The 25,257-nt window shown below is 52.3% G+C and carries 16 protein-coding genes; 4 read left to right on the top strand and 12 right to left on the bottom strand.

What is annotated here, in order from left to right; genetic code table 11:
* The first annotated feature begins 234 nt into the window (after positions 1-234).
* Positions 235-1,806 carry a methyl-accepting chemotaxis protein gene (locus AC0YNX_RS22345; protein WP_475817920.1) on the top strand — a complete coding sequence of 524 codons (1,572 nt, stop codon included), beginning with the start codon at positions 235-237 and terminating at the stop codon, positions 1,804-1,806.
* Positions 1,807-2,282: 476 nt separating this feature from the next.
* Positions 2,283-3,182, top strand: coding sequence for a copper amine oxidase N-terminal domain-containing protein (locus AC0YNX_RS22340; RefSeq protein ID WP_475817919.1), 900 nt, complete (start codon positions 2,283-2,285; stop codon positions 3,180-3,182).
* Between the two features lie 87 nt (positions 3,183-3,269).
* Here AC0YNX_RS22340 and icmF read toward each other — a convergent pair whose 3' ends face one another.
* Complete coding sequence (gene icmF / locus AC0YNX_RS22335; RefSeq protein ID WP_475817918.1) at positions 3,270-6,566, bottom strand: fused isobutyryl-CoA mutase/GTPase IcmF; 3,297 nt, start codon at positions 6,564-6,566, stop codon at positions 3,270-3,272.
* 137 nt (positions 6,567-6,703) lie between these two features.
* Positions 6,704-8,308 carry a PAS domain-containing sensor histidine kinase gene (locus AC0YNX_RS22330; protein ID WP_475817917.1) on the bottom strand — a complete coding sequence of 535 codons (1,605 nt, stop codon included), beginning with the start codon at positions 8,306-8,308 and terminating at the stop codon, positions 6,704-6,706.
* 162 nt (positions 8,309-8,470) lie between these two features.
* On the opposite strand from AC0YNX_RS22330, the gene AC0YNX_RS22325 reads away from it, so the two are divergent.
* On the top strand, positions 8,471-8,818 hold the full coding sequence (locus tag AC0YNX_RS22325; RefSeq protein WP_475817916.1) for a VOC family protein: 348 nt from the start codon (positions 8,471-8,473) through the stop codon (positions 8,816-8,818).
* A gap of 108 nt (positions 8,819-8,926) precedes the next feature.
* On the opposite strand, the gene AC0YNX_RS22320 is transcribed toward AC0YNX_RS22325, so the two are convergent.
* Entirely contained in the window at positions 8,927-9,910 is a 984-nt protein-coding gene (locus tag AC0YNX_RS22320) for a phosphotransferase enzyme family protein (RefSeq protein ID WP_475817915.1), read from the bottom strand.
* A 288-nt stretch (positions 9,911-10,198) separates the two neighbouring features.
* On the opposite strand from AC0YNX_RS22320, the gene AC0YNX_RS22315 reads away from it, so the two are divergent.
* Positions 10,199-10,996, top strand: coding sequence for a class I SAM-dependent methyltransferase (locus AC0YNX_RS22315; RefSeq protein ID WP_475817914.1), 798 nt, complete (start codon positions 10,199-10,201; stop codon positions 10,994-10,996).
* A gap of 413 nt (positions 10,997-11,409) precedes the next feature.
* Here the strand turns inward: AC0YNX_RS22315 and AC0YNX_RS22310 are convergent, their stop codons facing one another.
* From AC0YNX_RS22310 to AC0YNX_RS22270, 9 genes are all read right to left on the bottom strand, one after another.
* Positions 11,410-13,191: a DUF5107 domain-containing protein gene (locus AC0YNX_RS22310; RefSeq protein ID WP_475817913.1), complete on the bottom strand. Its 1,782-nt coding sequence runs from the start codon at positions 13,189-13,191 to the stop codon at positions 11,410-11,412.
* Positions 13,185-14,975: a DUF4091 domain-containing protein gene (locus tag AC0YNX_RS22305; RefSeq protein WP_475817912.1), complete on the bottom strand. Its 1,791-nt coding sequence runs from the start codon at positions 14,973-14,975 to the stop codon at positions 13,185-13,187. Before AC0YNX_RS22305 ends, AC0YNX_RS22310 begins: the two co-directional genes overlap by 7 nt.
* Positions 14,975-16,564: a DUF4091 domain-containing protein gene (locus AC0YNX_RS22300; RefSeq protein WP_475817911.1), complete on the bottom strand. Its 1,590-nt coding sequence runs from the start codon at positions 16,562-16,564 to the stop codon at positions 14,975-14,977. Before AC0YNX_RS22300 ends, AC0YNX_RS22305 begins: the two co-directional genes overlap by 1 nt.
* 26 nt (positions 16,565-16,590) lie before the next feature.
* The gene (locus AC0YNX_RS22295) at positions 16,591-17,361 is read right to left on the bottom strand and encodes a glycoside hydrolase family 16 protein (RefSeq protein ID WP_475817910.1); all 771 of its coding nucleotides are present in this window, start codon (positions 17,359-17,361) and stop codon (positions 16,591-16,593) included.
* Between the two features lie 73 nt (positions 17,362-17,434).
* Positions 17,435-19,051 carry an extracellular solute-binding protein gene (locus AC0YNX_RS22290; RefSeq protein ID WP_475817909.1) on the bottom strand — a complete coding sequence of 539 codons (1,617 nt, stop codon included), beginning with the start codon at positions 19,049-19,051 and terminating at the stop codon, positions 17,435-17,437.
* Positions 19,052-19,136: 85 nt separating this feature from the next.
* Complete coding sequence (locus AC0YNX_RS22285; protein ID WP_475817908.1) at positions 19,137-20,048, bottom strand: carbohydrate ABC transporter permease; 912 nt, start codon at positions 20,046-20,048, stop codon at positions 19,137-19,139.
* A gap of 1 nt (position 20,049) precedes the next feature.
* The gene (locus tag AC0YNX_RS22280; RefSeq protein WP_475817907.1) at positions 20,050-20,967 is read right to left on the bottom strand and encodes an ABC transporter permease; all 918 of its coding nucleotides are present in this window, start codon (positions 20,965-20,967) and stop codon (positions 20,050-20,052) included.
* Positions 20,968-21,940: 973 nt separating this feature from the next.
* Positions 21,941-23,461: a response regulator transcription factor gene (locus AC0YNX_RS22275; protein ID WP_475817906.1), complete on the bottom strand. Its 1,521-nt coding sequence runs from the start codon at positions 23,459-23,461 to the stop codon at positions 21,941-21,943.
* On the bottom strand, positions 23,454-25,232 hold the full coding sequence (locus AC0YNX_RS22270; protein ID WP_475817905.1) for a sensor histidine kinase: 1,779 nt from the start codon (positions 25,230-25,232) through the stop codon (positions 23,454-23,456). The genes AC0YNX_RS22275 and AC0YNX_RS22270 overlap by 8 nt, the downstream gene beginning before the upstream one ends.
* Positions 25,233-25,257 lie beyond the last annotated feature (25 nt).

The raw sequence follows: 25,257 nt of genomic DNA, 5'->3' as shown, positions 1-25,257 counted from the left end.
TCAATTATAATTAATCGATACCTTTCGACATTATCCGAGTTCTATTCATTAGGTCGCTGTCATCCTATGTCGGAATATTTTTCTAGCACTTTTCTAGCAATTTGAACTTGAATCCGTTCTCAACGGCTATGAGCATACACAAACCAAATAGTTTTTACCCATTTTTTTTAACACTTTCGCACTACTATTAGTACTACAGATAGACAAATCGACGTAACTGGGGGAAGAACATTAATGAAACTATCCATTCGCACAAAGCTGATGTCCAGCTTTTTTGCCATTCTATTGCTTTTGGTTGGCATTGGAACGCTAGCCATCGTAGAAATGGCGTCCTTGCAGAAATCCAGCTACATCATACAATCGAACTGGCTGCCAAGCATGAGCAAGATCAGCGTCATCAAGGACTACTTCGCCGAAGCGCGCACCAATGTCAACAAAATAAATCTGGAGAGCGACTCAACTGAAATCGATAAAATCGCAAAAATAATTACTGACAGCATGGCGTCCGCTCAGCAAGGTATGCAAAGCTATGAACCCTTAATTAGTTCGCCGAGAGAAGAGACGATCTACAAAGAACTGGAAGAAGATCTGCAGGCTTATTCCGATAAGCTGCCTGCCATTATTCAAGCCCGCAAAGATAATCAGCCGGAGAAGGGCTATCAACTTGTGAAAGAACTGTCGCCGATCCGCATAGAAGTAATGGAGGATTTTACAAACTGGCTCGATTTCAATAGCGACGGCGCCAAAGCCGAAGTGGATAAAGCGGCCAATACGAACGCAGTAGGCAGAACGCTAATAATCGTCTTCGGCAGCATCGCCGTATTGATTGGCCTCGGCCTCGCTTACTGGATCTCTGGATCGCTAGTCAGAGGAATTCGCTCCATTCTTGAAGTCGCAACCAAGGCGGCAAAAGGCGATCTGCGCGACCAAGCAGCTGCAAAGAGCAAGGATGAGCTTGGCACGCTGGCGACAGCATTTAACGATATGATGGACAATTTGCGCAAGTTGATCAGCCAGACGTTGCATTCTTCCCAGAGCGTATCCGCAGCTTCGCAGGAAATTTCCGCAACGACCGAGGAAATTGCCAAGGGCAGCACGGAGCAAGCCGGATCGGCTCAAAGCATCAGCGAGCTTGTGCGTGAAATGTCCATCGCCGTTAACGATGTGGCAACAAAGGCAAGCCTGGTAGCCGATCTGTCCGAAAAGACGAAACGCGGCGCACTCACTGGCAGCGAAACGATTCAAGCATCCGTTCATAGCATGGAGAACCTCTCTTCCCAGATGAAGCTGCTGGAGAGCGACTCACAGAAGATCGGCCAAATTATCGAGGTCATCGACGATATCTCCGAACAGACGAACCTGCTTGCTCTGAACGCTGCCATTGAGGCAGCCAGAGCCGGCGAGCAAGGACGCGGCTTCGCGGTCGTTGCCGATGAAGTGCGCAAGCTCGCGGAACGCAGCAGCGAAGCAACGCAGCAAATCGCCGGAATCATTAAAGGCATGCAGCATAATACCGACCAAAGCCTGCGGGCGATGGAGCTTGCGACAACGCAAACATCCAAAACCGGTCAAACCTTCGACAACATCGTCCGCATGGTAAGCGATACAGCGGATCAAGTGACGGAGATTGCAGCTGCGAGCGAGCAGCAAACATCGCAGACAGAAGAAGTAATGCGCGCAGTCGAGACGATTGCCGCAGCAAGCGAAGAATCGGCAGCAGCGGCGGAGGAAAACGCCAGCTCCTCACAAACGCTCGCCCATCTCTCCGATGAGCTCAACCGGAATATTAATTTCTTTAAAGTCTAACTCGGTCAGATCAAGCTGGCGGCTTACATGCGGTCCGGCTTGATCTCTGCCTGCCGGAACTGCCGACAATATCGCAACTGGCGGCATTCCGAAGGGCATCTCGCATGACCTGCTCCTTCAAGTACAGTCGGTATTCGCCTCGTCGTTCAGGAATATTTTCGAAATCTCGCTCGCCTTCGTCATTGCTGCCTTCATCCTCTGCTGGTTCCTCAAGAAGGAAGTACTAACGAAGAGAGAAGACGACGATTCTGCGAGTGGCACGGGCTCTGGTTCGAGCTCTGATTCGCCAGCGGCTGCAACTGCTGCGCAGTAAATTGGTAATAATAGGCTGCAGCACGCACAACAAGCTATGGAACGAGATAGGATTTATTCCATTTATTTTCATTTAATAACCAAATTATTGAAACCTTTTCTCTTAACTGCCCGTCTGTATTTCGAAAACCTACAATAATTAATACAGATGGGAGTAGTTAAGTATGAAAATTGGAATGAAAGCTTTGATCGCCGCTTCTTTGTTCGGCAGCCTGTTAGCCGAGGGATCTTCGGTTCACGCGAGCAGTCCCGTTGAGAACCAGGTCTATATCGATGGTATGAAGCAAGATAATGTCATATCTCAACAGGGCAGAACACTTGTAGAGCTGAAATCTCTCGATGATCCGCAATGGCTTACTTATCAGTATGATGCGAAGACACAAACCGTTTCCATTCGAAGTAAGGATAATAGCAAAGTCGTGCAACTGAAAGCAGGTGAGAAAGTGTTCACCGTAAATGGGAAACAGATGACGCTGGATGTTTCAATTGTAAACAAAAACGGTCGTACCTATGTACCTCTCCGATTCATCAGCGAATCGTTGGAGGGCTACGTCTCTTATAATGCTGCAGATAGACGTGTCATTGTTAGGACTCCGGCGGGGCAGAAAGCATATAAGACTTTAATGAGCGGAGACCTGGCGGAAGCGCGGAAGATTGCGATCAAGTTACCCAAGTACCGTGCCGAGGGAGCATTATCTTCACTGGGCGAAGGTTTCACTACCGTATATAAATTTCCTGAAGGGCAGGCTCTGCTGTACACTTCAGATTACAAAGGACTGCTGGAGTACGTGAAGATTAATGAGGACGGTCTAGCAGAGGTTACCTATCAAACGGATTCCCCTGATATGGCTGGCAAGAAACGCGAATTCGGAGTGAAACCGGACAAGCTAGGCAATCAGGTATACTTTATCGATAATTGGATGGGCGGATCACTCACATATGGCAAGGAAGACGCTAGCGGTAAAGATACGGATCTCGGACAAATTAACCGCGAACAGCAGCCTGAATACAATAGTGTAGTCATCGTCCCGATTGAAGGCGAGGTTCGAACGGACGCGAAATAATAGTACCAGCAACAAGAAGAAAGGCTGTCTCAAAGTGAGGACACTTTGGAGACAGCCTTCTTTTGGTTGACGAATGGACCGTACACTCTAGATGTTACGCCGGTACTGCCCGCCTACCTCATACAGCGCATTCGTTATTTGCCCCAGACTGGCGACTCTCACCGTCTCCATCAACTCCGCGAACAGATTGCCGCCGCTTACCGCCGTTTGCTGCAGCCGTTTCAATGCCTCCGGAGCATGCTGCTGATGCCGTTCCTGGAACTTCAATAAGTTCGCAATCTGCTGCTCCTTCTCCTCGTCGCTCGCTCTCGTCAGTTGAAGCTGCATCGTCTCTTCCTGCGTCGGGTTCGGATTCAGAAACGTATTCACGCCGATGATCGGCAGCTCGCCGCTATGCTTCTTCATCTCATAAACCATCGATTCATCCTGGATGCGACCTCGCTGATATTGGGACTCCATCGCTCCAAGCACGCCGCCGCGCACATGAAGCCGCTCGAACTCGAGCAGCACCGCTTCCTCCACCAGATCAGTCAGCTGCTCAATAAGGAACGAGCCTTGCAGCAAATTCTCGCACCGCATCAGCCCAAGCTCCTTATTAATAATGAGCTGAATCGCCATCGCACGGCGAACCGCCTCCTCAGACGGCGTCGTCACCGCTTCGTCGTACGAATTCGTATGGAGCGAATTGCAATTATCCATAATCGCCATCAGCGCCTGCATCGACGTGCGGATATCGTTGAAATCCACCTCCATCGCATGAAGCGACCGTCCTGACGTCTGGATATGATACTTCAGCTTCTGACTCCGCTCGTCAGCACCGTATTTATCCCGCAGCACGATCGCCCAGATGCGCCGCGCCACTCGCCCGATGACCGAATACTCGGGGTCCAGCCCATTGCTGAAGAAGAACGACAGGTTCGGCGCGATTTCATTAACAGGCATCCCTCTGCTCAAGTAATATTCCACATACGTGAATCCATTAGCGAGGGTAAAAGCAAGCTGCGTAATCGGATTCGCCCCCGCCTCGGCAATATGATAACCAGAGATCGAGACAGAGTAGTAATTGCGGACATGGTGATCGATAAAATATTGCTGGATATCGCCCATCATCTGCAACGCGAATGCCATGGAGAAGAGACAGGTATTCTGTCCCTGATCCTCCTTCAGCATATCCGCCTGCACCGTGCCGCGAACGTTATGCAGTGTCTCCTTGCGGATATGCGCAAGCTCGTCTTCGGTGAGCGCCCTGCAATGCTTCGCGGCAGCTGCGTTCGTCTGCTGCTCAATCGCCGTATTCAGAAACATCGCGAGAATGATCGGCGCCGGACCGTTGATTGTCATCGACACCGACGTGGACGGATGGCATAGATCGAAGCCGGCATAAAGCTTACGCATATCGTCAAGCGTACAGATGCTGACGCCGCTCTCGCCGATTTTGCCATAGATATCGGGCCTGTAAGCCGGGTCCTCGCCATACAGCGTCACGGAATCGAACGCTGTGCTGAGCCGCTTCGCCGTGTCGTCCTTGGACAAGTAATGGAACCTTCGGTTCGTCCGCTCGGGCGTTCCTTCGCCGGCAAATTGCCGTTTCGGGTCCTCCTCCTTGCGTTTGAACGGGAACACGCCCGCGGTGTAAGGGAACTCGCCTGGCACATTCTCCTTGTACATCCAGCTGATTCGATCACCATCGTCGCGATAAGCAGGCAGTGCGATCCGCGGAATATCAAGCCCCGAGAGACTTCGCGAATACAGCTCTGTGACAATCGGCTTGCCCCGAACGAACGTGGTATAGGTCGCTGAGGAGTAAGCTTGAGACACGGACGCCCAATCCTTCTGCAGCTTCCGAGTATGCTCGCTCAGCTTGCTGGCATACGCAGCATAAAGCTGCTCAAGCACCGGCAAAGCCGCTTCTTCTCCCTGCAGGCGCGCCGCTTCGATCGCGCCTTCGATGCGATGGCAGGAGGAGGCCGCATCCGCCTGCTCCTCCGCCAGCTGCCGATACTGCCGCACCGCCGCGGCAATTTCGCTCAAATACCCGCTCCGATCATCGGGGATGATCGAGCGTTTGTGCGAAGGCCCCTGCCCGGCATGCACCTCTGCCAATGCTAGCGGCGCATCCCAGCCTAAACCGCACTTCTCATTGAGCCTCGCAATAAGCGCAGCGAAGAACCGGTTCATGCCGGCGTCATTGAACTGGCTCGCGTTCGTGCCATATACCGGCATGTCATGCCAATCGCGCTCGAACTGCCCGCGGCTGCGCTGCACCTGTTTCTTCACATCGCGGAGCGCATCTTCGGAGCCACGCCGGTCGAACTTATTAATCACGAAGAGATCGCCATAATCGATCATCTCGATCTTCTCCAGCTGGCTTGGAGCTCCATACTCGCTCGTCATGACGTAGACGGAGAAGTCGGCAACGGCGGTAATCTGATTATCCGCCTGTCCGATGCCGCTCGTCTCGATAATGATAAGCTCGTAGCCAGCTGCCTTCGCCGCAGCAATCGCATCCGCAAGCGCGCTCGACAGCTCCGAGCGCGAGCCGCGCGTCGCGAATGAACGCATGAAGACGCGGTCTGCATACACCGCGTTCATCCGAATCCGATCGCCTAGCAGAGCGCCGCCGGTCTTCTGCTTCGTCGGATCGACCGACAGAACAGCGATGCTGCGCTCCGGGTAATGCTGCAAGCAGCGGTGGACGAGCTCGTCGGTGAGAGAGCTTTTGCCGGCGCCGCCTGTGCCGGTGATACCAAGCACCGGCGCAGGTGTGCCAGCACCGGACTCCACCAGCTTGCTGACTTCAGCGAACAACGCACCTAGCAGTGCCTTCTCTTCGCTCGTCGTCCGCGGCTCTACCTTCAGCTCGGCGAGCGTCATAAACTTCGCCGTCGTGACGCTGCTTCCGGCTGCGAGCGTCTCCGGCTTAGGCTCGTAATCCGCTAAGGTGCTGTAATCGCAAGCCTGCAGCATCACATTAATCATCCCTTGCAGACCGAGCTTTCGCCCGTCCTCCGGCGAGAAGATCCGCGAAACGCCATACCCATGCAGCTCCTCCATCTCGGATGGAATAATGACGCCTCCGCCTCCGCCGAAGATGCGAATATGATCTGCCCCCAGCTCGCGAAGCAGATCCACCATATATTTGAAGAAGGCGACATGCCCACCTTGATACGACGATACCGCGATTCCTTGCACATCCTCCTGGATGGCGGTTCGAACAATTTGCTGCACTGATCGGTTATGGCCCAGATGGATAACCTCCGCGCCGCTTGCTTGCAGGATTCGTCTCATTATCGTAATAGAAGCATCGTGACCGTCAAACAATGCGGAAGCCGTGACAAAACGAATGTGATGAACAGGCACGTACCGACTGATCTCCTCGCTCATACCGATCGCCTCCGAAGCTATCCTTGTTTGTTATCTGTATGCTTTGGGGGCAGGTGTCATGTTGCTGGACATGCAAATAAGGCTCCCGACATGTGCTGTCCGGAAGGCTGTTCTATCGCACTACTATGGCCGTACTACTATGCGGCTGCACGATTATTAAGGGGCAGAATAAGTTCAACTGTTGTGCCGAGACCAACCCGGCTCTCAATCCGAAGGCAGCCTTCGTGGGCTTCTATAATCTGATGGCAGATCATCAGGCCAAGCCCTGTTCCTTTCTCCTTCGTCGTGTAGAAAGGCTCGCAGACCGATGCCAGCCGTTCCTCTGCAATGCCGCAGCCGTTATCCTTAATCCTAATCGCGACCTGCTGATCGCTTGCTTCCATCTGAATAACGATTTCGCCCCCGCCTGCCATCGATTCAATCGCATTTTTGAGCACATTGATGAATACCTGCTTGAGCTGATTCTGCTGGCAATAGAGCAGCGGGATATCGGGCGCCAGCTCAGCATGAATCTGTACATCTCTTAGCGCAGCTTCCGTTTCGAGGAGCGAGATAACGTCATCCATCATTTTGCGGATATCATTCATTTCAAAGACAACCGCCTGCGGCTTGGCAATCACCAGAAACTCGCTGACAATATCATTGATCCGGTCGAGCTCCGACAGCATGATCTGGTAGTAGGTTTGGTTAATTTTCGTGCTGTATAGCTGAACGAAGCCTCTTAATGACGTCAGAGGATTGCGGATTTCATGCGCGACACCTGCGGCAAGCTGTCCCACGACGGATAGCTTCTCGGATTTCAGCAGCAGCTCTGCCGTCCGCTTCAGCTCCGTAATGTCTTTGGCAATGCCATAGACGCCTACGATCTTGCTGTCTACAATGATCGGAACCATTTTTAAGTTAACATCAATATGCGTTCCATCCTTGTGGAGGATCGTAATTTCAATACTGGTAGACTCCCCTTGAAGGGACTGCTCGAAAATCGCTCTTGCAGGCGGTTTATCCCGTTCAAGAATCATTCCGCAAAAGGATTGCTGCAGCAGCTCGTCCTGCTGATAGCCGGTAATTCTCGCGATAGCCGGATTGACACTCAGCATGCAGGCATCCAGATCGAGCGAGAAGATCGCATCCGGATTATGTTCTACCAGCGATTTGACGGCCTGTTCATTCTCCGCCAGCTTGCGCCCTGCGCGCTTGCGTTCCGTAATATCCCGGCATAGCAGCTGCATTGCAGGCTTGCCCATGTACGTAATCGGCACAGAAGTAACTTCGACATCAATCGATTGACCATCCACCCGCTGAAAGACCTGTTCCGTAGACACGCCAGGATGAGACGCGCTTAGCAATACGTAGTCGTAAGAAACAAGGTGGACAATCGGTCTGCCAATGAGCTGCCGCGGTTCCGTCGCTCCAAATACGGTTGCCCCAGCAGGATTAATAAACACAATATTGCCTTCGCAATAAACCGCAATCGGTTCGGGGGAATGCTCGACAAGGATGCGGTATCGCTCCTCGCTCTCAGTAAGATCCTTCTTCGCTCGTTTGACCCAGAAGTATAAAATAAACGCGGTAATGAATACGTAGAAAATCCCTTTAGTTGAATGAATCCGAATGACATCGGCAAGATGCAGCAGCCCCATAATCTGATCGGACAGCAGGATCCAAATGGCTCCGATAATGACATAAGAGAGCGCAATTTTGAGCGCCGTATTCGATCGATGCTTTTTTGACCAATTTCGCATAGTGTCAGATCTTCCTTAAGTTTCAAGTAATTAGTCGTGATTTCTTGTCAAGTATACCATTTATCGGTCTGAAGAAGCTTATAGTTCTTTTTACCAAAGGGGGGAATCATAGAAATAGGAGCGAATACCTATATTATATTTGTCAGATAGGAGTGAAATAGAATGATTAAAGGCGTTGGAGGCATATTTTGGAGAACGAAAAATCTTGAAGCGATAAAAAAATGGTACAGTGACGTATTAATGCTTGAAATCAACAATTGGAATGGCACAGTAATCAAATCCGAAGCAGAACATCAGACGATCTTTTCTTTCTTTAGCGAGGATGCCGATTATTTTCCAAGCGATCAACAAGTGATGTTGAATTTCCAGGTACATAATCTAGACGAGACGATTCAGCATCTAGAACAGCTTGGCGTGCCTCTTGCAAAGAACAAAGAGGTTGGTGAATACGGAAAGTTTGTTTGGATCGAAGATCCTGACGGTCGACTAATCGAGCTGTGGGAGAAATGAAAATGAATAAACAGAGAATAATGGGGGGAGAGAACAATAGATAGACAGACAGAAGCAGCCGATCAGAAATGATCGGCTGTCTTGGTAATGATAAATATATATCGATGTTTACCTGAACGCTTCCCGCATCTGGCTGCACCAAGTCTGAACCTTCTGATGAAGCCCAATCACCCATTCCGGAGCATTCGTAAGTTCCAGCCCTTCGATGCATCTCAATAGTCGGGCGAAGGTGTACAGCTTAGCAAAGCGTCTGAATCGAGGCAGATCATTCAGGAGGTGCTCATCCAGCGATTTGAGTGACCGGTACCCTTGCAGGAATTGCATCCGGGCATAGACAGCTCGCTCTTCTTCGAGGTCATCCAGATCAGCAAGCGCGGCTGCAATGTCCATCGTGTACCAGTGGTACATCGCATCATCGAAATCGATGACACTGAATGCCTCGTGCTCCCCCATATCGAACACATTATCAAGCTGAAAATCATAATGGATAAGTCCTGTGTGTCCCGCTTCGTTCGGCAGTGTACGTAGCCATTGCTCAGAACGGCTAATCTCGGCTATGGCTGTATTCTCGTTCGGGTGACGATCCAGCACGTCAGAGATGAAGCGGAGTATATCTGCCCAGCTTCTTCTTGCTATGGTTTCAGGAGGCGGCTGATAGGCTTCCGCGTGCAGATGCAGCTGTGCCAGCGACTTGCCCCATCGCTCAAGTTGATCGTCTGTCACTTCGTTGACTTGTACGCGGACTCCCTTGGCCTGTTCAAAGACAACACCGTAATAAAGCCCCTGCTCCGTCTCGATGGTTTCGACGAAACGTCCGTTCAACGACAAGACAGGCGCAGCCGCAGAGTATCCCGTTGCGATTAAGTATTGGATATAGTGCAGCTCGGCCTCGATATTCGAGATCGTGTTATCCGCCTCGTGTATGAAACGAAGCCAGAATGACTTACCGCCGTCTGCTTCAAAACGATATACGAAATTGCTGCTCGCCCTCCAGAACTGGAGCGTATTCGGGTCGTGATTCCATCTGGAAATAAGTTGTTTCGCTGGCGCGTCATCGACTGTCGCACGCCACATGTTCTTAAGTAACATCATTGTCGCCTATTGGCCTCCCAGTGCCTGATGAGAGGTAAGTAGCATGGCGCTGTCGTTTCAACGGTTATGCTTCTTCGCGACCTCTCACCGGCTTATTGAAATGTTCGTTCGTATGCAAACATCATCACTCCTTCAGTAAGAGATAGTGTAAAAAAGGTTCCTCTAGCCCCCGTATTCGGAAGCTAGTTTCATTGTAGATCGCGCAGGGAGAAACTTCCATCTTTTTTATTCCACTTCGAGTTTGCTTGTGTCATAGTTGAAGCATACCGAACTAGGGGGGATGCTAGAATGGACACTCAGCAGCAGATCATTAGAAACAGTTGGAATGAATGGTCAGACACCTGGTACTTACGCTACCGGACAGAAGAAGCCATCGCTCAAATCATCAACGATCCAGCGTCAGCCTTCCATCCCGTGACCTACTCACTTATCCGAGAGGCATTCCCGAACCTACAGGGCAAAAAGGTCTGTGTTCCGTCGAGCGGAGATAACCACGCGGTGTATGCTTTTCATCTGCTCGGCGCAGAGGTCACCTCCTGTGACATCTCGGAGAAGCAGATGGCGAACAGCGCAGCTATTGCCCGCAAGCATGGGTGGGAGATTGAGTTTGTCGTGGACGATACGATGCAGCTGGGCAGCGTGGCGGATGGCGCCTATGACCTGGTGTACACCTCCAACGGGGTTCATGTCTGGATTCATGATTTGAACGCGATGTACCGGAGCATTCATCGGAAACTGAAGCCGGGCGGATGCTCGGTCATGTTCGATGTTCACCCGTTTATGCGACCGTTCTCCGGTGAAGCTGGCACAATTGAGGTCGTTAAGCCTTACGATATGACAGGTCCCCTCGGAGACGTTCCGACGTACAAATGGCGGGTGCAGGATTTCGTGAATGCGATGGTGTCATCTGGCTTCAGCGTAGCACGAATGGAAGAGATGTATGCAGTTGACGGCACGTTCTGGGTAGACGAGTCGGACGACAATGCGACACAGCCGTCGCAAGCCGAGCTGGACAGCTATTGCGACTGGAAGTCGAACCCGCTTGCGGCATTGCCGCAGTGGCTGTCGATAAGGTTAGTGAAATAGTCAGCGCGGAGAGGTGATTGTCAAAAGCAAAAAAGCGTGCATTCAAGTGGAATGCACGCTTTTGCGTTGCTGCAGTCGGTCGTATGTGGTGATGTGCCGAGGGAACGTTTTGCGTGCAGAGCTGCGCTGGCGCTTTCGTTGCGTGAGAGCACGTATACGTTCTCTCGGCGCGGATTGCGGCGAGTTTCGGGGCTGAGAGCACGTATTTGTGCTCTCAGCTTTATTATTGCTGCTGCGCTGGCACTTTCGTTGCGTGAGAGCACGTATATGTGCTCTCAGCTTTATTATTGCTGCTGCGCTGGCGCTTTCGCAGCGCGAGAGCACGTATATGTTCTCTCGGCGCGGATTGCGGCGAGTTTTGGGGCTGAGAGCACGTATTTGTGCTCTCAGCACCTTCGCCCGCCAAGCCGCTGCTACTTCTGCGCGTGCTCCGACACGCGATACGCTCCGTAGACGGCGAGGTCGTCTTCGCCGAGGCGAGCGAGCATGTCTTCGCTCGCGCCGCCTACCGGCTCCCCAGCCGTTGCAGCAAGACGCTGCCATAGCTGCGAGCGATCATACCGCTGGTGCACCTTGCCGAAGGCATGGCGCTCCAAGACCGCCTTCGCTTCGGCGACGTCGCCGCGGTCGAGCAGGAAGCTCGCTCTCCGCTCAATCAGCGCGTCATCCTGCAGCGAGTCGACCTGCGCGAACCACCGCTCGCGCTCCTCGAAAGCTTCCGCTCCGAAGTGCGCGAGGGTCACATCGCGCTCGAAGAACAGCTGCGGATGCAGGCTCCACGCCGCGGAGCGAATCCGTGCGTATGCAGCGCGCGAGCCTGCGTAATCCTGCCTGCTCACGCGCAGCAGCCGGGCAAGCAGCGCATAGCCGCAATCCAGCCGGATCGCCGCAAGCGCAGCAATCGCCTCATCGAGCGAGCCTCGCCCCGCTAGCCAGACGGCGAAGTAATACCGCCATAGTTGCCTGTGCTCCTCGCCAGCGGCACCACCTGCTCCTGCTCCCGCTTCCGCGGCCCACAGCAGCGCTTCGCCTAGCTGCTCCATACAAGGCGGCGGCCAGACGCAATCCTCGGCCGCCGGCGGAGCCGCCAGCGCGCCAGCTTCGCGACTAGCATATGCCGCCGCAAGCGCCAGCCACGGCGCCGTGCTCGCTCGCGGCGCCCAATCGAAGAGCGGGACCTCTTCGATTGGAATGAGCTGCGGCGCAGGCAGCTCAAGTTCCCGGATCTCCAGCGGCTCCGCGCTTGGGATCCAGAACTCCGTATGCATATGCCGCGCACCCGGCTGCAGCTTCTTATTGTCCGCTTGCTCAAGAAGCGGACCTGCTTGAATCTCTACATAGCTCTCTCGGCGAATCGCCGTCGAATGTGCCCAGTCCTCGTGCTTGCCGAGGCCATATAGCCACAGCTTTATGCCCGGCGTCTCCGCCGGATCTGCAATATGGTACAAGCCGCTGCCAAGGCTTGGCGTATACATGCCAAATGCGTTGCAGTCGGCTGATTTCCAGAAGAAGCCCTGCATCCGGTCGAAGTCCGCCAGCTCATAGCCGCGCTCACGAGACCAATCGATCTCTTCAAGAATATCCGCATGCCGCAGCACACGTCCCGCCGGAAAATGAAACTGAGAGTCTGCGCGCACCGGAAGCGCCGCATTGGACCAAGACATCCACGAATGCGCCTCCGAGGTCTTGTTCACGAACGTCGCCCGCTGCGTCAAGAAACGATCATTCTCGCCTAGCGAATATTCGACCGTCCAATGCATGCCGTAGCGCACTTCGCGCTCGCCGCACCAGATATAGAGACGGTCGCCGATTTGCCTCGCTTCCGCATGAACGGCTTCAATCTGCACAGGCGTATGCGCGATCGGGAAGCTCACCTCAATACCGCCGCTGATGAACGCCATGCGCGGGAGGATTCGCACAGGGCGCACCGCGCCTGCGTCGAACAGAATCTCCTTCCCGCTCGCTTTCAAGAAGACAGAGTGGATTTTGCCGCCGAGATCGGGACAAACGGTCACTTTCATCCACTCATTCTCGATCGCGATCATTCGGAACTTGCGCAGCACCGGCCGCTCCGCCGTCTCGCTGAAGCTCTCGTACGGATAGATGCCCTCGGCGTCGCAGATGGTCGGAACCGGACCACTCGGCACGACCGGATGATACAGCAGCGTCTCCTGCCATTCCGACAACTTCAGCACGACAAACCACGTCCCTGCATTTTTTCCTGCTCTTGCTCTTTGTCCTGCCCCTGCAGTCGCTCGTGCCCTTGCTCTTGCCCTTGCCCTAGCTCTTTCCCCTGCTCCGCCTTCATAACACACTCTGCAATATGTTGATTCACTCGCTCGCGCATTGCAAGCATCCACGCGCTGCCATGCTCATATTGGCGGAATGTAATCGGCTCGCTTAAACCTTCCTCCAGAAGCGCAATTACTTCCTCTTTGCTCGTCAAACTCTCCAGCAGACGAAGCGCCCGAATATCCTGAAGAGCTTCACGGAGTACCACGAGACGGATCGAGTCAATCGGACCGTCCTCTCCCGGATAAACAAGGAATGCATCCCCTGACGGGAACGCCATGTCGGCATCCGTCACTTGATACGGGTTGATTTCCCGCCGTGAACGCTGCGAGTACCAGTGGTTGTAGCCCCAATGCAGGAAGCCTTGAATGTCATACTTGTACAGCTGAACGCCGATGATCCGATTCCGCGCCGATGGCATGTTGAAGAACCGGTTCGATTCGTTATGCTTGTACTCGCAGCAACAGTAATACGCCCATAAATTGTCAGCTTGGTTCTCGATATACGTATGGATGTGCTCGGTCGACACGACCGGATGCGTCAGCAGGCCGCGCTTGTAGAAATCATACTCAGACAGCGCATCGATAATCGGAAACTCATCATTCAGCAACGAACGAACTGTCTCGCTCGCACTCGTATACGAGTCAAGGCACCATGTATTCGGCTCATCCGACAGATGGAAGTAACACTGCTGCTCAAGCCCATGCGCCCGAATAAACTGCACCAGCTGCGGAATAAACTGCATCAAGAAACCCTGATACGCTTCCCCTTCCGCATCTGTCTCCCAGCCAAAGATCTGCTGTTCACCCTCGCCATCCACTTCTGCATAGATTTTCGGTGCATGCTTCGCCCCCCACTGAGTGAACAGATGCGAGAACTCGAAATGCTTGACGCCATTTCGCAAACACACCTCAACCCACCGCTCCAGAAGCGCAAAATCAAACGTATACGTGCCTCCGGCAAGCTTCACGCCAATCAGTTGCACCGTCGGACGGTACTTCCCGTAATCAAGCTCAAGCGGAGGCGAGAACAGCGGCGTCAATATCATGTTCATGCCCGATTCCACATAGTGAGCCACATACTTCTCAATGATCTGCCAGTGGGCTTCGGAGAACGTCTCCAGCTTGTACCAGCTTGCAAGGCAGTCGAGATAGAACCACTCGGTATGCACAAGCTGCTGCTCCGGCAGTTCAGCGCCAATGACCTCCAGCTCGAACACGCTGGAGCCCAAAGCCTCTCCGTTCTCGTCCGTGAATGCGATCTCTACAGGATACTTAGCCGGTGCCGAGTCACCTGCGACTTGAACCGTCACCCACACCGAGCGCCACTGATTCGGCAGCGCATGGACAACTCCGCTTCCGGCTTCAAGCGGATAGAGCGGGTCCGGATACAGACCCGGAGTCGTCCGAAGCAGATAGTCATCCGGGTCATTGTAATTGGGCAGCTCGGAAGGAGCGAGGCCAACGCTTCTCAACGTCACCACCGAATCAGCCAAACCGCTTTTCACAGCCACCTTAATATTTTTCATATATAAAGCTGTTCGATAAGCCACCTGGAATGAATAAAACTCACCTCGCAGCGCAGTGCCTCGCTCGTAAGCCGCCTCTTGCAGTTCCTCATCCGCGAACACCTTCACCAGCGAATGAAGGCATCTTGTCTCGAATTTCACCGTCTGTTCTGACATCATTAAGCCCCCTCCGATACAGCTTCCAACAGCTTGCGAGTCACCTCGGCAAAATGAACCGGGTCTTCATTCGCCCGATTAAAGCTCATCAAGCAGGAGTCCGTCAGCTCGTCAGCGAGTGTTTTGTTCTTCGCAGCCAGCTGCCTGAGCAGCTCGTAATCCTCGACGCCCGCCCGCATTGCCTCGAGCCTCATGCCCCCAAGCGGACCGTTCGCCCCAGGGTACGTACAGTGCGTATCGCCCGGCGGGAAGAAGATATCTGTCTGATTGAGCGGGTCCTTATCATCGTCGCAGTGGTTAAGACCCCAATGCAGAAACCCTTCCAGATCATATTTATAATTGCCCCAGTGCAAGTAACGCGAGCGCAATAGCGGCATGTCCCATAGCCTGTTCATCCAAGTGCCGCCAGGGATGCAGCATGTGTAGTACCACAGCTTATCCCCGAGTGAACGCAGCTTCTCGAACTGCTCCCGATTCTCCTGATAGTAGATATTCTTCGGAACGAGAATGTCGACCGCGCCTGCCAGATCATAAGTCTCTACTGCTTCCAGCAGCGGAACTCCCGGCATAAACTTACGCACCATACCGGACAAGATGCGATACTCCGTCACGCTGTTCTCCGTCGGCTCATCGGCAACATGCTGCACGAGAACATCCAGCCAGCCGTTACGCTTAAGGAATTCACGCCATGCAGGCAGATACTGCGACAAGTACGCGTAGCCTTCCGCCGCGATCGCTTTGAGCGCCTCGCCGCCGTTCCATGTGTTGAAGATGTGGAATTCGGAACCCCAGAAGTCTTTGCGTCCTGCAACCAAACCTCCTTCGATATGCGTAAATCCGAGCTCGAAATAAAGCCTGATCAAGCGCTCTGCCCGCTCGAAGTTAAACTGATACCGGTCTTCGCCAACCAGAGTGACCTGAATGGCATCCATCGGTACCCAGAAATGCGTCTGCCGCGCGCGGCGCATCAAACGGCCGTATTTCTTAATCATTTCCCAGTGCTCTTCCGACCAGAGCTCTACGCCATAACGTTTCGCCATGTTCGGCAGACTGAACCAGTTCGTGACGGCAAGCGTCTCCTTCACAGGCACGACGGCAGCGAATACCTCAATCTCTACCGGAATGAGGCAGTTGTCCTCTCCGATTGTGATGGACAATTCACCATTGAACTTGCCCGCAGCAGCATCCACCGGAATTTCCCAACACACATAAAGCGCTTCCGTAGCTGCACGCGAAGCGGTAGCAGACACAAGAGGCTGCAAAGCTTCATAGACGCGGAAAGGCGCCTGTCTTGTCGTATAGCCTTCCGCCGACTCGCCCTCTTGCACGCAAAAGCTAACCGGGCCTGTATTTTTCTCCACGAAAATATCAATCAACTGATAATATTCCGGCTGGCGCAGAAACACGCTGCTCGTCGATCGAATAAATTCGCAATGAATCGGTGCGTTCGGTGCAGCATCGCCCAATAGAATCTGACATGCCGCATAGCTGCCTCTCGCCGTATTTAACTGGATCGCCTTAGCACCGCTGTCACTCACCATGCTATCTGGGTAAAGCCATTCATTCATGCCGACAACTTCGAATTTCATCATAATGGCCTTTTGCCTCCTAGCCTGGTTTAAATTGCAGATCCGTAATTCCCGTCTTCCGGCTGATAGACCCTAATATAATCAACCTCCAGCATCTGCGGAAACACCGTTGATTCGTCCGGATGTCCAGGCCAGTAGCCGCCTACTGCGAGATTCAGCGCCAAATAGAACGGTTTATTGAACGGCGCCGGAAACGGCACAGGTTCAGAAGATTCCGTCTCGCGCGAATACCACCCGCTGCTCTTATAGTACAATTCGCCGTCGATGTACCATCGTATTTGCCCAGGCGTCCAATCGAGCGTATAGATATGAAAGTCATCGGCAAAATTGCCATCCTTTAGCATGAAGCTGCCGCCTTGGTAGATGTGCGGGTTACCCATATGAAGCGTGCCATGCACCTTGTTCGGCTCATGGCCGACCATCTCCATCATGTCGATCTCGCCCGAGCTTGGCCAATTGCCATGCACCTGCGGATCGGTCGGCAGCATCCAGAACGCCGGCCAGATGCCCTGCCCATAAGGGAGCTTCGCACGAATCTCGAACCGGCCATACAGCCAATCCTTTTTGCCCCGTGTCACCAGCTTGGCCGATGTATATGCATTTCCCTCGTACTCTTCCTGAATGGCTTTAATGAAAAGTATGGAGTCTTCAATATAAGCGTTTCTGGCTTCTCTGGTATAGTGCTGCAATTCCTTATTCCCCCAACCGTGACCGCCAATATCATAATCCCACCGTGCCTTGTCGAGCCCCGCTCCGTCAAACTCCTCGTTCCATACGAGCTTCCAGCCGTTATCTGCCATTTCAGCGCCTCCAATCAAAAGGGAAAAAACAAGGGCGGAGTCATCCCGACTTCCACCCTTGTTTCGCATTCGCTTAGTTCTCGTCCTTGAACTTCTCATTCACTTTGTCGATCGCATCTTGGAGACCAAGTCCTATTTGCTCATCAGCAAACTTCTTCATTGCTTCCTTGATGTCTTCTTTGCCCATTACGAGCTTCGTTACGAGACCTTGCACGTCGCCGCCGCCTGTGTTGAGCGAGCCTGCGTATGCGTTGACTACCCAGTTAACAGGCGCTTTCTGACCCGTTTGCAGCTGTTGCGCCTCGACTTCATCGAGGTACTTCTGCGTTTGCTCGACTTCGCTTGGACCGTAGCCTTCTACGTAGCGCTTGCCGTCGGACCAAATCGACATTCCGTTAAAGATCGAGGAGGACGGGTATTTCTTCGCCAGATCAAAGTCCTTCTCTTCGGCATGCTTGTTCGTTACCAAGTCGCCTTTCGGCTCCCAGTCTACGCCTTGCAAGCCGTATCGAACGGTCTTCTGACCTTCAGGCGAAGCCAGCCAGTCGAACACCGCAAGAAGTCGCTCTTGCTTCTCGTCGCTCAAGCTGCCGTTAAACATCGTGCCAGACCAGTAATCATAGTAACCGTACAGGTAGTTATTGCCGTCAGCTGCCGGGATCGGAGGCAAAATCTTCACCGCGTCGATATATTTGACGCCTGGATTTTCTTTCGACCAGCTCGGCACGTCGTAAGCCATATTCTTAACCGTGTTTACAAGCGCTGCCGCTTTGCCTTGATTGAACTTCGCGCTTGCATCCATGTTCGGTACGGAGAAGTCTTTATCCAGAATGCCGGATTGGTACAGATCACGCTCATGCGCAACCACGTCAGCGAATGCATCCGTCATCCAGCCTGGCTTCCATTGTCCATCAATCTTCTGCCACCATTGCATCGCAGGAGCAAGGTTATGGAACACGCTGTCGCTCGTCCAGTCGATGCTTGAAGTTGTGAGAGGAATAACATGCTTCTTCTCACCCAGCGTCTTCAATACCACTTTCAGCTCATCATAAGTTGTCGGATCTTTAAGTCCGAGCTCTTCCATCCAATCCTTACGGATGAGAATACCGCGATCGTTCGGAAGCTCGTTGCGGCTTGCCAACATACGCGGAATGAAGTAGTTCTTGCCATCCGCAGCCGCTGCGCCTTTCACGTCTGGGAGATCCGTATATTGCTTCAGGTTCGGATATTTGCTCATATCATCCGGAAGTGCTTTGATGATGCCCTGCTCTACCCACTGGTTGAACAGATCGCCGCTCGTTGCATCCGTGAAGAATGCATCAGGCAGTTGGCCGGATGCTGCCCACAGCTTCGTCCGGTCGCCATAGTCGCCCCAAGATTCATTCACCGGCTTAATCGTAATGTTGAACTTATCCTCCAGCATCTTCAACATGTCATCCGTCTGGCCTTCCTTAATGACGGTGCCGATGTCCATGTAGGCAATCGAAATATCGAGATGATCTTTATATAAATCTTCTGGCGCTGCGTTGCCGCTGCCATTGCTGCTCGTATTCGCAGTGCCGCTGTTTGCAGCCGTATTCGCATCTTCAGAATTGCTTGTATTATCACCGTTAGAGCCGCAACCCGCCAGTAAACCGGATGTGAGCAGCAGAGCACTAAGACCAACCGTAAGAGCATTCTTTTTCTTCATGTCTCTTAACCTCCTTGGCATATGAACATTTTCTCGAAATTATCTGTTGACCCCACTAAACAATTATCGCTATTTCAGGCTGGCATCAGCCTTTGATCGAACCGATCATCACCCCCTTGGCAAAATACTTTTGCAAGAAAGGATAAACGGCCATAATCGGCACGCTTGCAATCATTATCGCAGCCATCTTCAGCGAATCCTGCGGGATGTTGATCTTGCTCTGCGCGACAGATGAGATGCCTGCATTCGCGCTAAGAATTTGGCCGATGTTCGCAAGCATGTTCTTGAGCATCAGCTGTAGCGGATACTTCGTCGTATCTTGCAGGAACAGCATCGGCGTGTACCAATCGTTCCAACGGTCAACCGCATAGAAGAGCGAGATCGAAGCGATGACCGGCATTGAAGTCGGAATGACAATCCGAAGAAGTATCGTAAAGTCTCCGGCACCGTCAATCTTCGCAGACTCTTCCAAGCTTACAGGGTAATCGCGGAAGAATGAAAGCATAATCCAGATGTAAAAAGTGTTAATTGCCGAGGGCAGGATCATAACCCAGTAGCTGTTGAACAGCCCCGCACCTTTGACGGTCAAGTAGTATGGAATAAGGCCGCCGCCGAAAAACATCGTGAATACGATAAAGCCCATCAGATATTTCCAGCCTGGCATTCCTTTCTTCGATAATGCGTAAGCAGCAATTGTCGTCAGGAACAAGCTCATGAACGTTCCGACCAACGTGACGAGAACGGATACGGTAAATGCGCGTCCCACGCCATACTGGATAATTTGCTTATAGCCTTCAAGCGTGAACCTCGTCGGCAGCACATGGCCTGTCGGCGTGCCGAATGAACTGATGACAACGGTATAGAACGGGAAGATCGCACATAACGCTACCAGTATGAATAAGACGTGCAGCACCAGATCGACACTGCTCTTGCCGCGGTTTGCGACCCGGGATTCCGAGAGGCCAGTAGCTTGATTGAAATCAGTCGTAGTGTCCATTTTACATCAGCCCCTCCTGACCCATACGTTTCACAATAAAGTTTGCCATGACCAGCAACACGAGGCTGATGACGGATTTGAACAAGCCAACCGCTGTTACGATGCCGAAGCCTAGCGATACATTGCCGGAGAACGACAATCGGTACATGAACGTATCGAGAATGTCCGACACATCATAAACGCCAGGACTGTACAGGTTAAAGATTTGTTCGAAGCCGCCGTTCAGGATGCCGCTGATTGCCAGAATGAGCATCATCGCAGCGACGCCGCTAATCGAAGGCCAAGTGACGTGCAGCATTTGCTTCCAGCGGTTCGCTCCATCCATATATGCCGCCTCATACAGCTCTGGGCTGATGCCCGCAATGGCAGCCATATAAATGATCGCTCCCCAGCCGGCTTCCTTCCAGATGTTCGTCAGATAGAGGAAAGGTCTGAACGTATCCGGATTAGATAGGAAGTTGACTTCCGGCAAGCCAAGCACTTCAAACAGCGCGTGGACCGTGCCGGTGTTGCCGAGTATATTGACCAGAATGCCTCCGAGAACGACCCAGGACAGGAAGTGCGGGAACGTAAATACGGTCTGGTACAGCTTCTTCAGGCGTGAGCCTCCAATTTCGTTGAGCAGCAGTGCGACGATAATCGCCATCGGGAACTCCACGAGGAGCCTGCCGAAGCTGATCATGATCGTGTTGCGGAACGCATTCCAGAATGCGGAATACCGGAAGATGTAATGGAAGTTGTCGAAGCCGACCCAGGGACTTCCGAGTACCCCTTTGTTGAACATGTATTTCTTGAAGGAAAGCGTCACCCCGTACATCGGGATGTAAGAGAAGATAGCGTAATAGACGACTACCGGCACCAGAAGCAGGTAGAAAATCCGATACTGCATCACTCTTCTCCATAAGGAGTTCTTCATCATGACCATCTCCAATCAGCTGTGCATGCACTAATCGTACTGATTTATGAAAGCGCTTTCCATGTACGGTGGTTAGCTGCTTTTGTTGTTGCAATCGTTGTTTTGCGGTCATCTCCGTGCGCGGGCACAAGTATTATCTAATCAAAATACAAAAAGATATAGCAATTGTCCATTTCTGTGGTGAAAATAGTTGGAGCATAGGTGATTACTGAGCAAATTGGTTGTAATTGCTCGTATGTGGGGTAGCCAGTACACTTCTTTGGCTGATTGGGTGGGAGTTGATCGTATGAAGGGTAGCTACTACCCTTCTTTCGCCAATTTGGCCGGGTTTGCTCGCATGAGGGGTAACCAGTACTCTTCTTTGGCGAGTTTGGTGGGGATTGCTCGTTTGAGGGGTACCCACTGCTCTTCTTTCGCCAATTCGGCTTGGATTGCTCGCATGTGGGGTAGCCACTACTCTTCTTTGGCCAGTTTGGTGGGGATTGCTCGTTTGAAGGGTACCCACTGCTCTTGGTGAAGTATTCTCTTTGAGGTAAAATTGCTGGTTTCACTCGATGAGTATCACTGGGGGATACTCTCTGAGATAATTCCGCTGACTTCAATCCATGTGTATCCCTGGGGGATACTCTTTGGGATAATTCCGCTGATTTCAATCCATGTGTATCCCTGGGGGATACACTTTGGGATAATTCCGTTGATTTCGCTCCATGTGTATCACTGGGGGATACTCTTTGCGGTTAACTCGCTGAATTAGCTCATTGTATATACTTGGTGGACTCTCTTTGCAATAATTTCGCTGAATTTGCTCATAGTAGATATTTGGAGGACTCTCTTCGTCTACTTTCACTCATTTCCAACCCATGTAGTCCACCTGCTGGACCTCTTTCGCCACTCTCGCCGCTCGCCACTCCCTCACAGCACAAAAAGAGGCTGCCCTTCGGCAGCCCCTCCCGCTAGTAAAGCTAATCTCACTCAATTAGTCGTTTCTACTCACTGTTCCTGTCCCTGTTCCCGTTCCCGTTACTGTCCCTGTTCCCGTTACCGTTCCCGTCCCAGCCCGCTGTTCCTTCTGCACAGCATCACTCGCGGCCCGATATTCCCGAGGCGTCTTGCCAATCATTTTCTTGAATATCTTACTGAAGTAGTACGCATCCGGATAGCCGGCTCGCTCCCCAACCCGGTGCACCGGCAAATTGCTGCCCCGCAGCAGCTCGCACGCATGGCGAACCCGCAGCTCGGCCAAGTAATCGGTGAACGACTGGCTCACATGCTTAATGAACAGCTGGCTGATATAGTTTCGGTTCATATAGAACTCATCGGCAAGCATCTGCAACGATATATTTTGATGAAAGTTACGGTTCACATAATCGATGACGGCGCTGAACGACTCGCTGCGAATTTGCCCCTGATGGTAGAGGCCGCCTAAGTACGCGCCAGACATCCGTTTCAAATCGTGGATCAAGTCGTCCATATCTGAATAACGCTCGATGAGCCGTTCGTAATCCACGATCCAATATTTGGCCAGCAGCTCTTCCTCGACATGCTGCGATTGAATAATCGTCGACATGACCGTGTTGTAGAGGTAGAACACATGCTTCATCTGATAAGCGCCCGTCCGAAACCATTCCGCATATTGGTCATATAGAGCTAGCAATGCAGTCATATTCTGCTGCCCAAGAGACGTCGTGAGCTGCTTGAAATCGCCGAATCCCTTGCTGCTGCTTACGTTCGCCACACAAACCGTCGGTCCACCGGCGATAAAATATTGGAACGCCGCAAGCTCCGCGTCCTCAATCGCTTCACGCAGCTGTGCTGTCTCGTAGACAAGCGAGCTTATGCCCATACCACGGAACTTCCCGCGATACGCTAGAAGATGGGCGTGGACCGAATCCGGGCCCATCTCTTCCGCTACATACAACACCTTGCCGCTTCCCGTGCTAAGTTTCAGGTGGCGGAACGGACGCAGCAGCTCGGCATCTTCTACATCCAGCCCTGCAATCGCACGCAACCCCCTCGCGGGATCCATGCCTGCGTTCGATAGCAGCCGACCGATCCGCTCGCCGCTCTCCTGTTTGTCCTCCATAATCCAGTCTATTAAGGACGGTACATCTCGGGCAGAACGGTCATCCAGCTTGTCCTTCGCTTTCTTCAATAAAGGAATAATCTCCTCTTCCTCAATCGGCTTCAGGCAATAGCCGAGCGCTCCGAGATTCATGCACTTCTGCACATAAGAGAACTCCGCGAAACCGCTGACGACGATAAAGAGCGTATCCAGCTGCGATTCATTGCATCTCTTAATTAGCTCCAGTCCGCTAATCTCCGGCATCCGAATATCAATAAACACTAGGTCCGGATTCATATCCTTGATAAGCTGCAACGCACGCGGGCTATTCGTTTCCGTGCCGACAATTTCAAACCCGAAGCGAGGCCACTCCACCGCATCCAGCAGGTTCTTGACGACCCACTGCTCATCATCTACAATCATCGCTCTATACATGGTGCCCCACCTCCATCTGCACAGGAATGCGAAGGGTTACAATTGTACCCGCCTTCTCTTTGCTCGAAATATCAATTCCATATGGATATTCATACAGATACTGCAGCCGGTTGTGAACATTCGCCAGTCCAACACCGTTACTGCCTTCTTCTTCACTTGCTGCTGCTACTTCCCGGTTTGGATGGAGCTGCTGCCGAACACGCTCTAGCTGCTCATTGTCCATGCCGACGCCATCATCTTGCACCGTTAGAATCAGATCTTGCCCGTTCGCGTCCAGCTCTGCGGTGACGGTAAGCCTCCCCTTCTCGTAGCGAGGCTCCAGCCCGTGATAAACAGCGTTCTCAATGATTGGCTGCAAAATCATCTTCGGCACCTTCAGCTGCCTCAGCGGCTCCGGTATATGACAGCTCAGCTCGAACCGATGCGAGAAACGGACCGCTTGAATGTTCATGTACGCTTCGACAACCCGTATCTCTTCGGACAACGGAACGGCATCGCTGCCTTTGATGCTATAGCGGAAGATGCGCGATAACGCGCCTGTCATCTCCCGAATTTCCGGCACGCCTCGCTCAGAGGCGAGGCCGCGTATCGTATCGAGCGTGTTATATAGGAAATGCGGATTCACCTGGCTTTTCAAAAAATCATACTCCGCCCGCTTCTTCTCAATCTCCGACGTCAGCAGCCGCTCCTTCGAATCGACAAGCTGCTCGGTCAAGTCCTGCACATTCGAGAGCATCTGGTTATAACGCGCCCCGATGACCTCCGCTTCCGCAGATCCGCTCAAATCAACACGCCGGTTCAAATCGGCCTGATGATTAATCCTCATATAATAATAAAGCTTGCGCAGCGGCAATATCATATTGTTCAAAATAAACAGGAACGGAATCAGCAACAGCAGCACGCCAATGCCCACAGCAATGAGCGTCTGCTCGCGGAGCTTGCGTATGTCCTTGAAGAACACGTCATCCGGAATGACACGGACGAACTTTCCGCCGATCTGGGGAATGTCCTTGATCTGGATATGTGCCAGCTTCCCATCGATGCGAACGAGGCCGCTAGTATCCTCGCCGCTCGGCAGCTGAAACGGCCTTCCGATCTTGTCGCGGTCGTTGCTCATGAAGATCGTATTGCCGCGATCGAGCAAATAGACGGTCGTGCCCGGTTGAAGCGTCTTCAAATCATAGCCGCCGGTAAGCGTTGTTGCATCAATGACCACGATAATCTGGCCGATCTCGCTCGTATACTTGTTATGAATGTTACTGGAGAAAATATTAGTTCCGACAGCGAAGCAATACCGCTCGATGCTGCCGGAAGGACATTCTGCTACGTTCGAGAAGTACGAATCGGCCCGTTTCGGCATAAAGTTGCCGAATGGCTCCGTTGAAAATCCCTGCAGCGAGAACGAATCGCCGTTCTTGCCGCTTACGATCAAGTCGAGGACGCCTGACTTGACCGTCGTCAAGTTGATGAACAAGTTCTTGAGCGTCGGGAAACGCTGGTACTTGGTTAGCGGATTCTCATCAAGCAGATAGTCTTGAATGGTTTGGTTATACGCAACGTTATAGGTTAGCCATTTGATGACATCATAATTGGATAAAATCGTCTGCTCCAATTGGTTGGAGATGTCCCTTGTATACATCTCATTGTTCTTCGTCAAATACGCAGCGCTGCGGCTATAGTTAAAGAGCACGATTACGATGATAACGCTTACGGTTAGTACAGCGATTAAGTACATTTGCCCGCGAATCGGCAATTTGCGTAACAGGTTCATCGGCCAGGCCATCCTACTTTTTTTT

It is taken from the genome of Paenibacillus sp. J31R98 (assembly GCF_056269245.1).
This window is presented reverse-complemented; position numbering and strand designations above follow the sequence as displayed.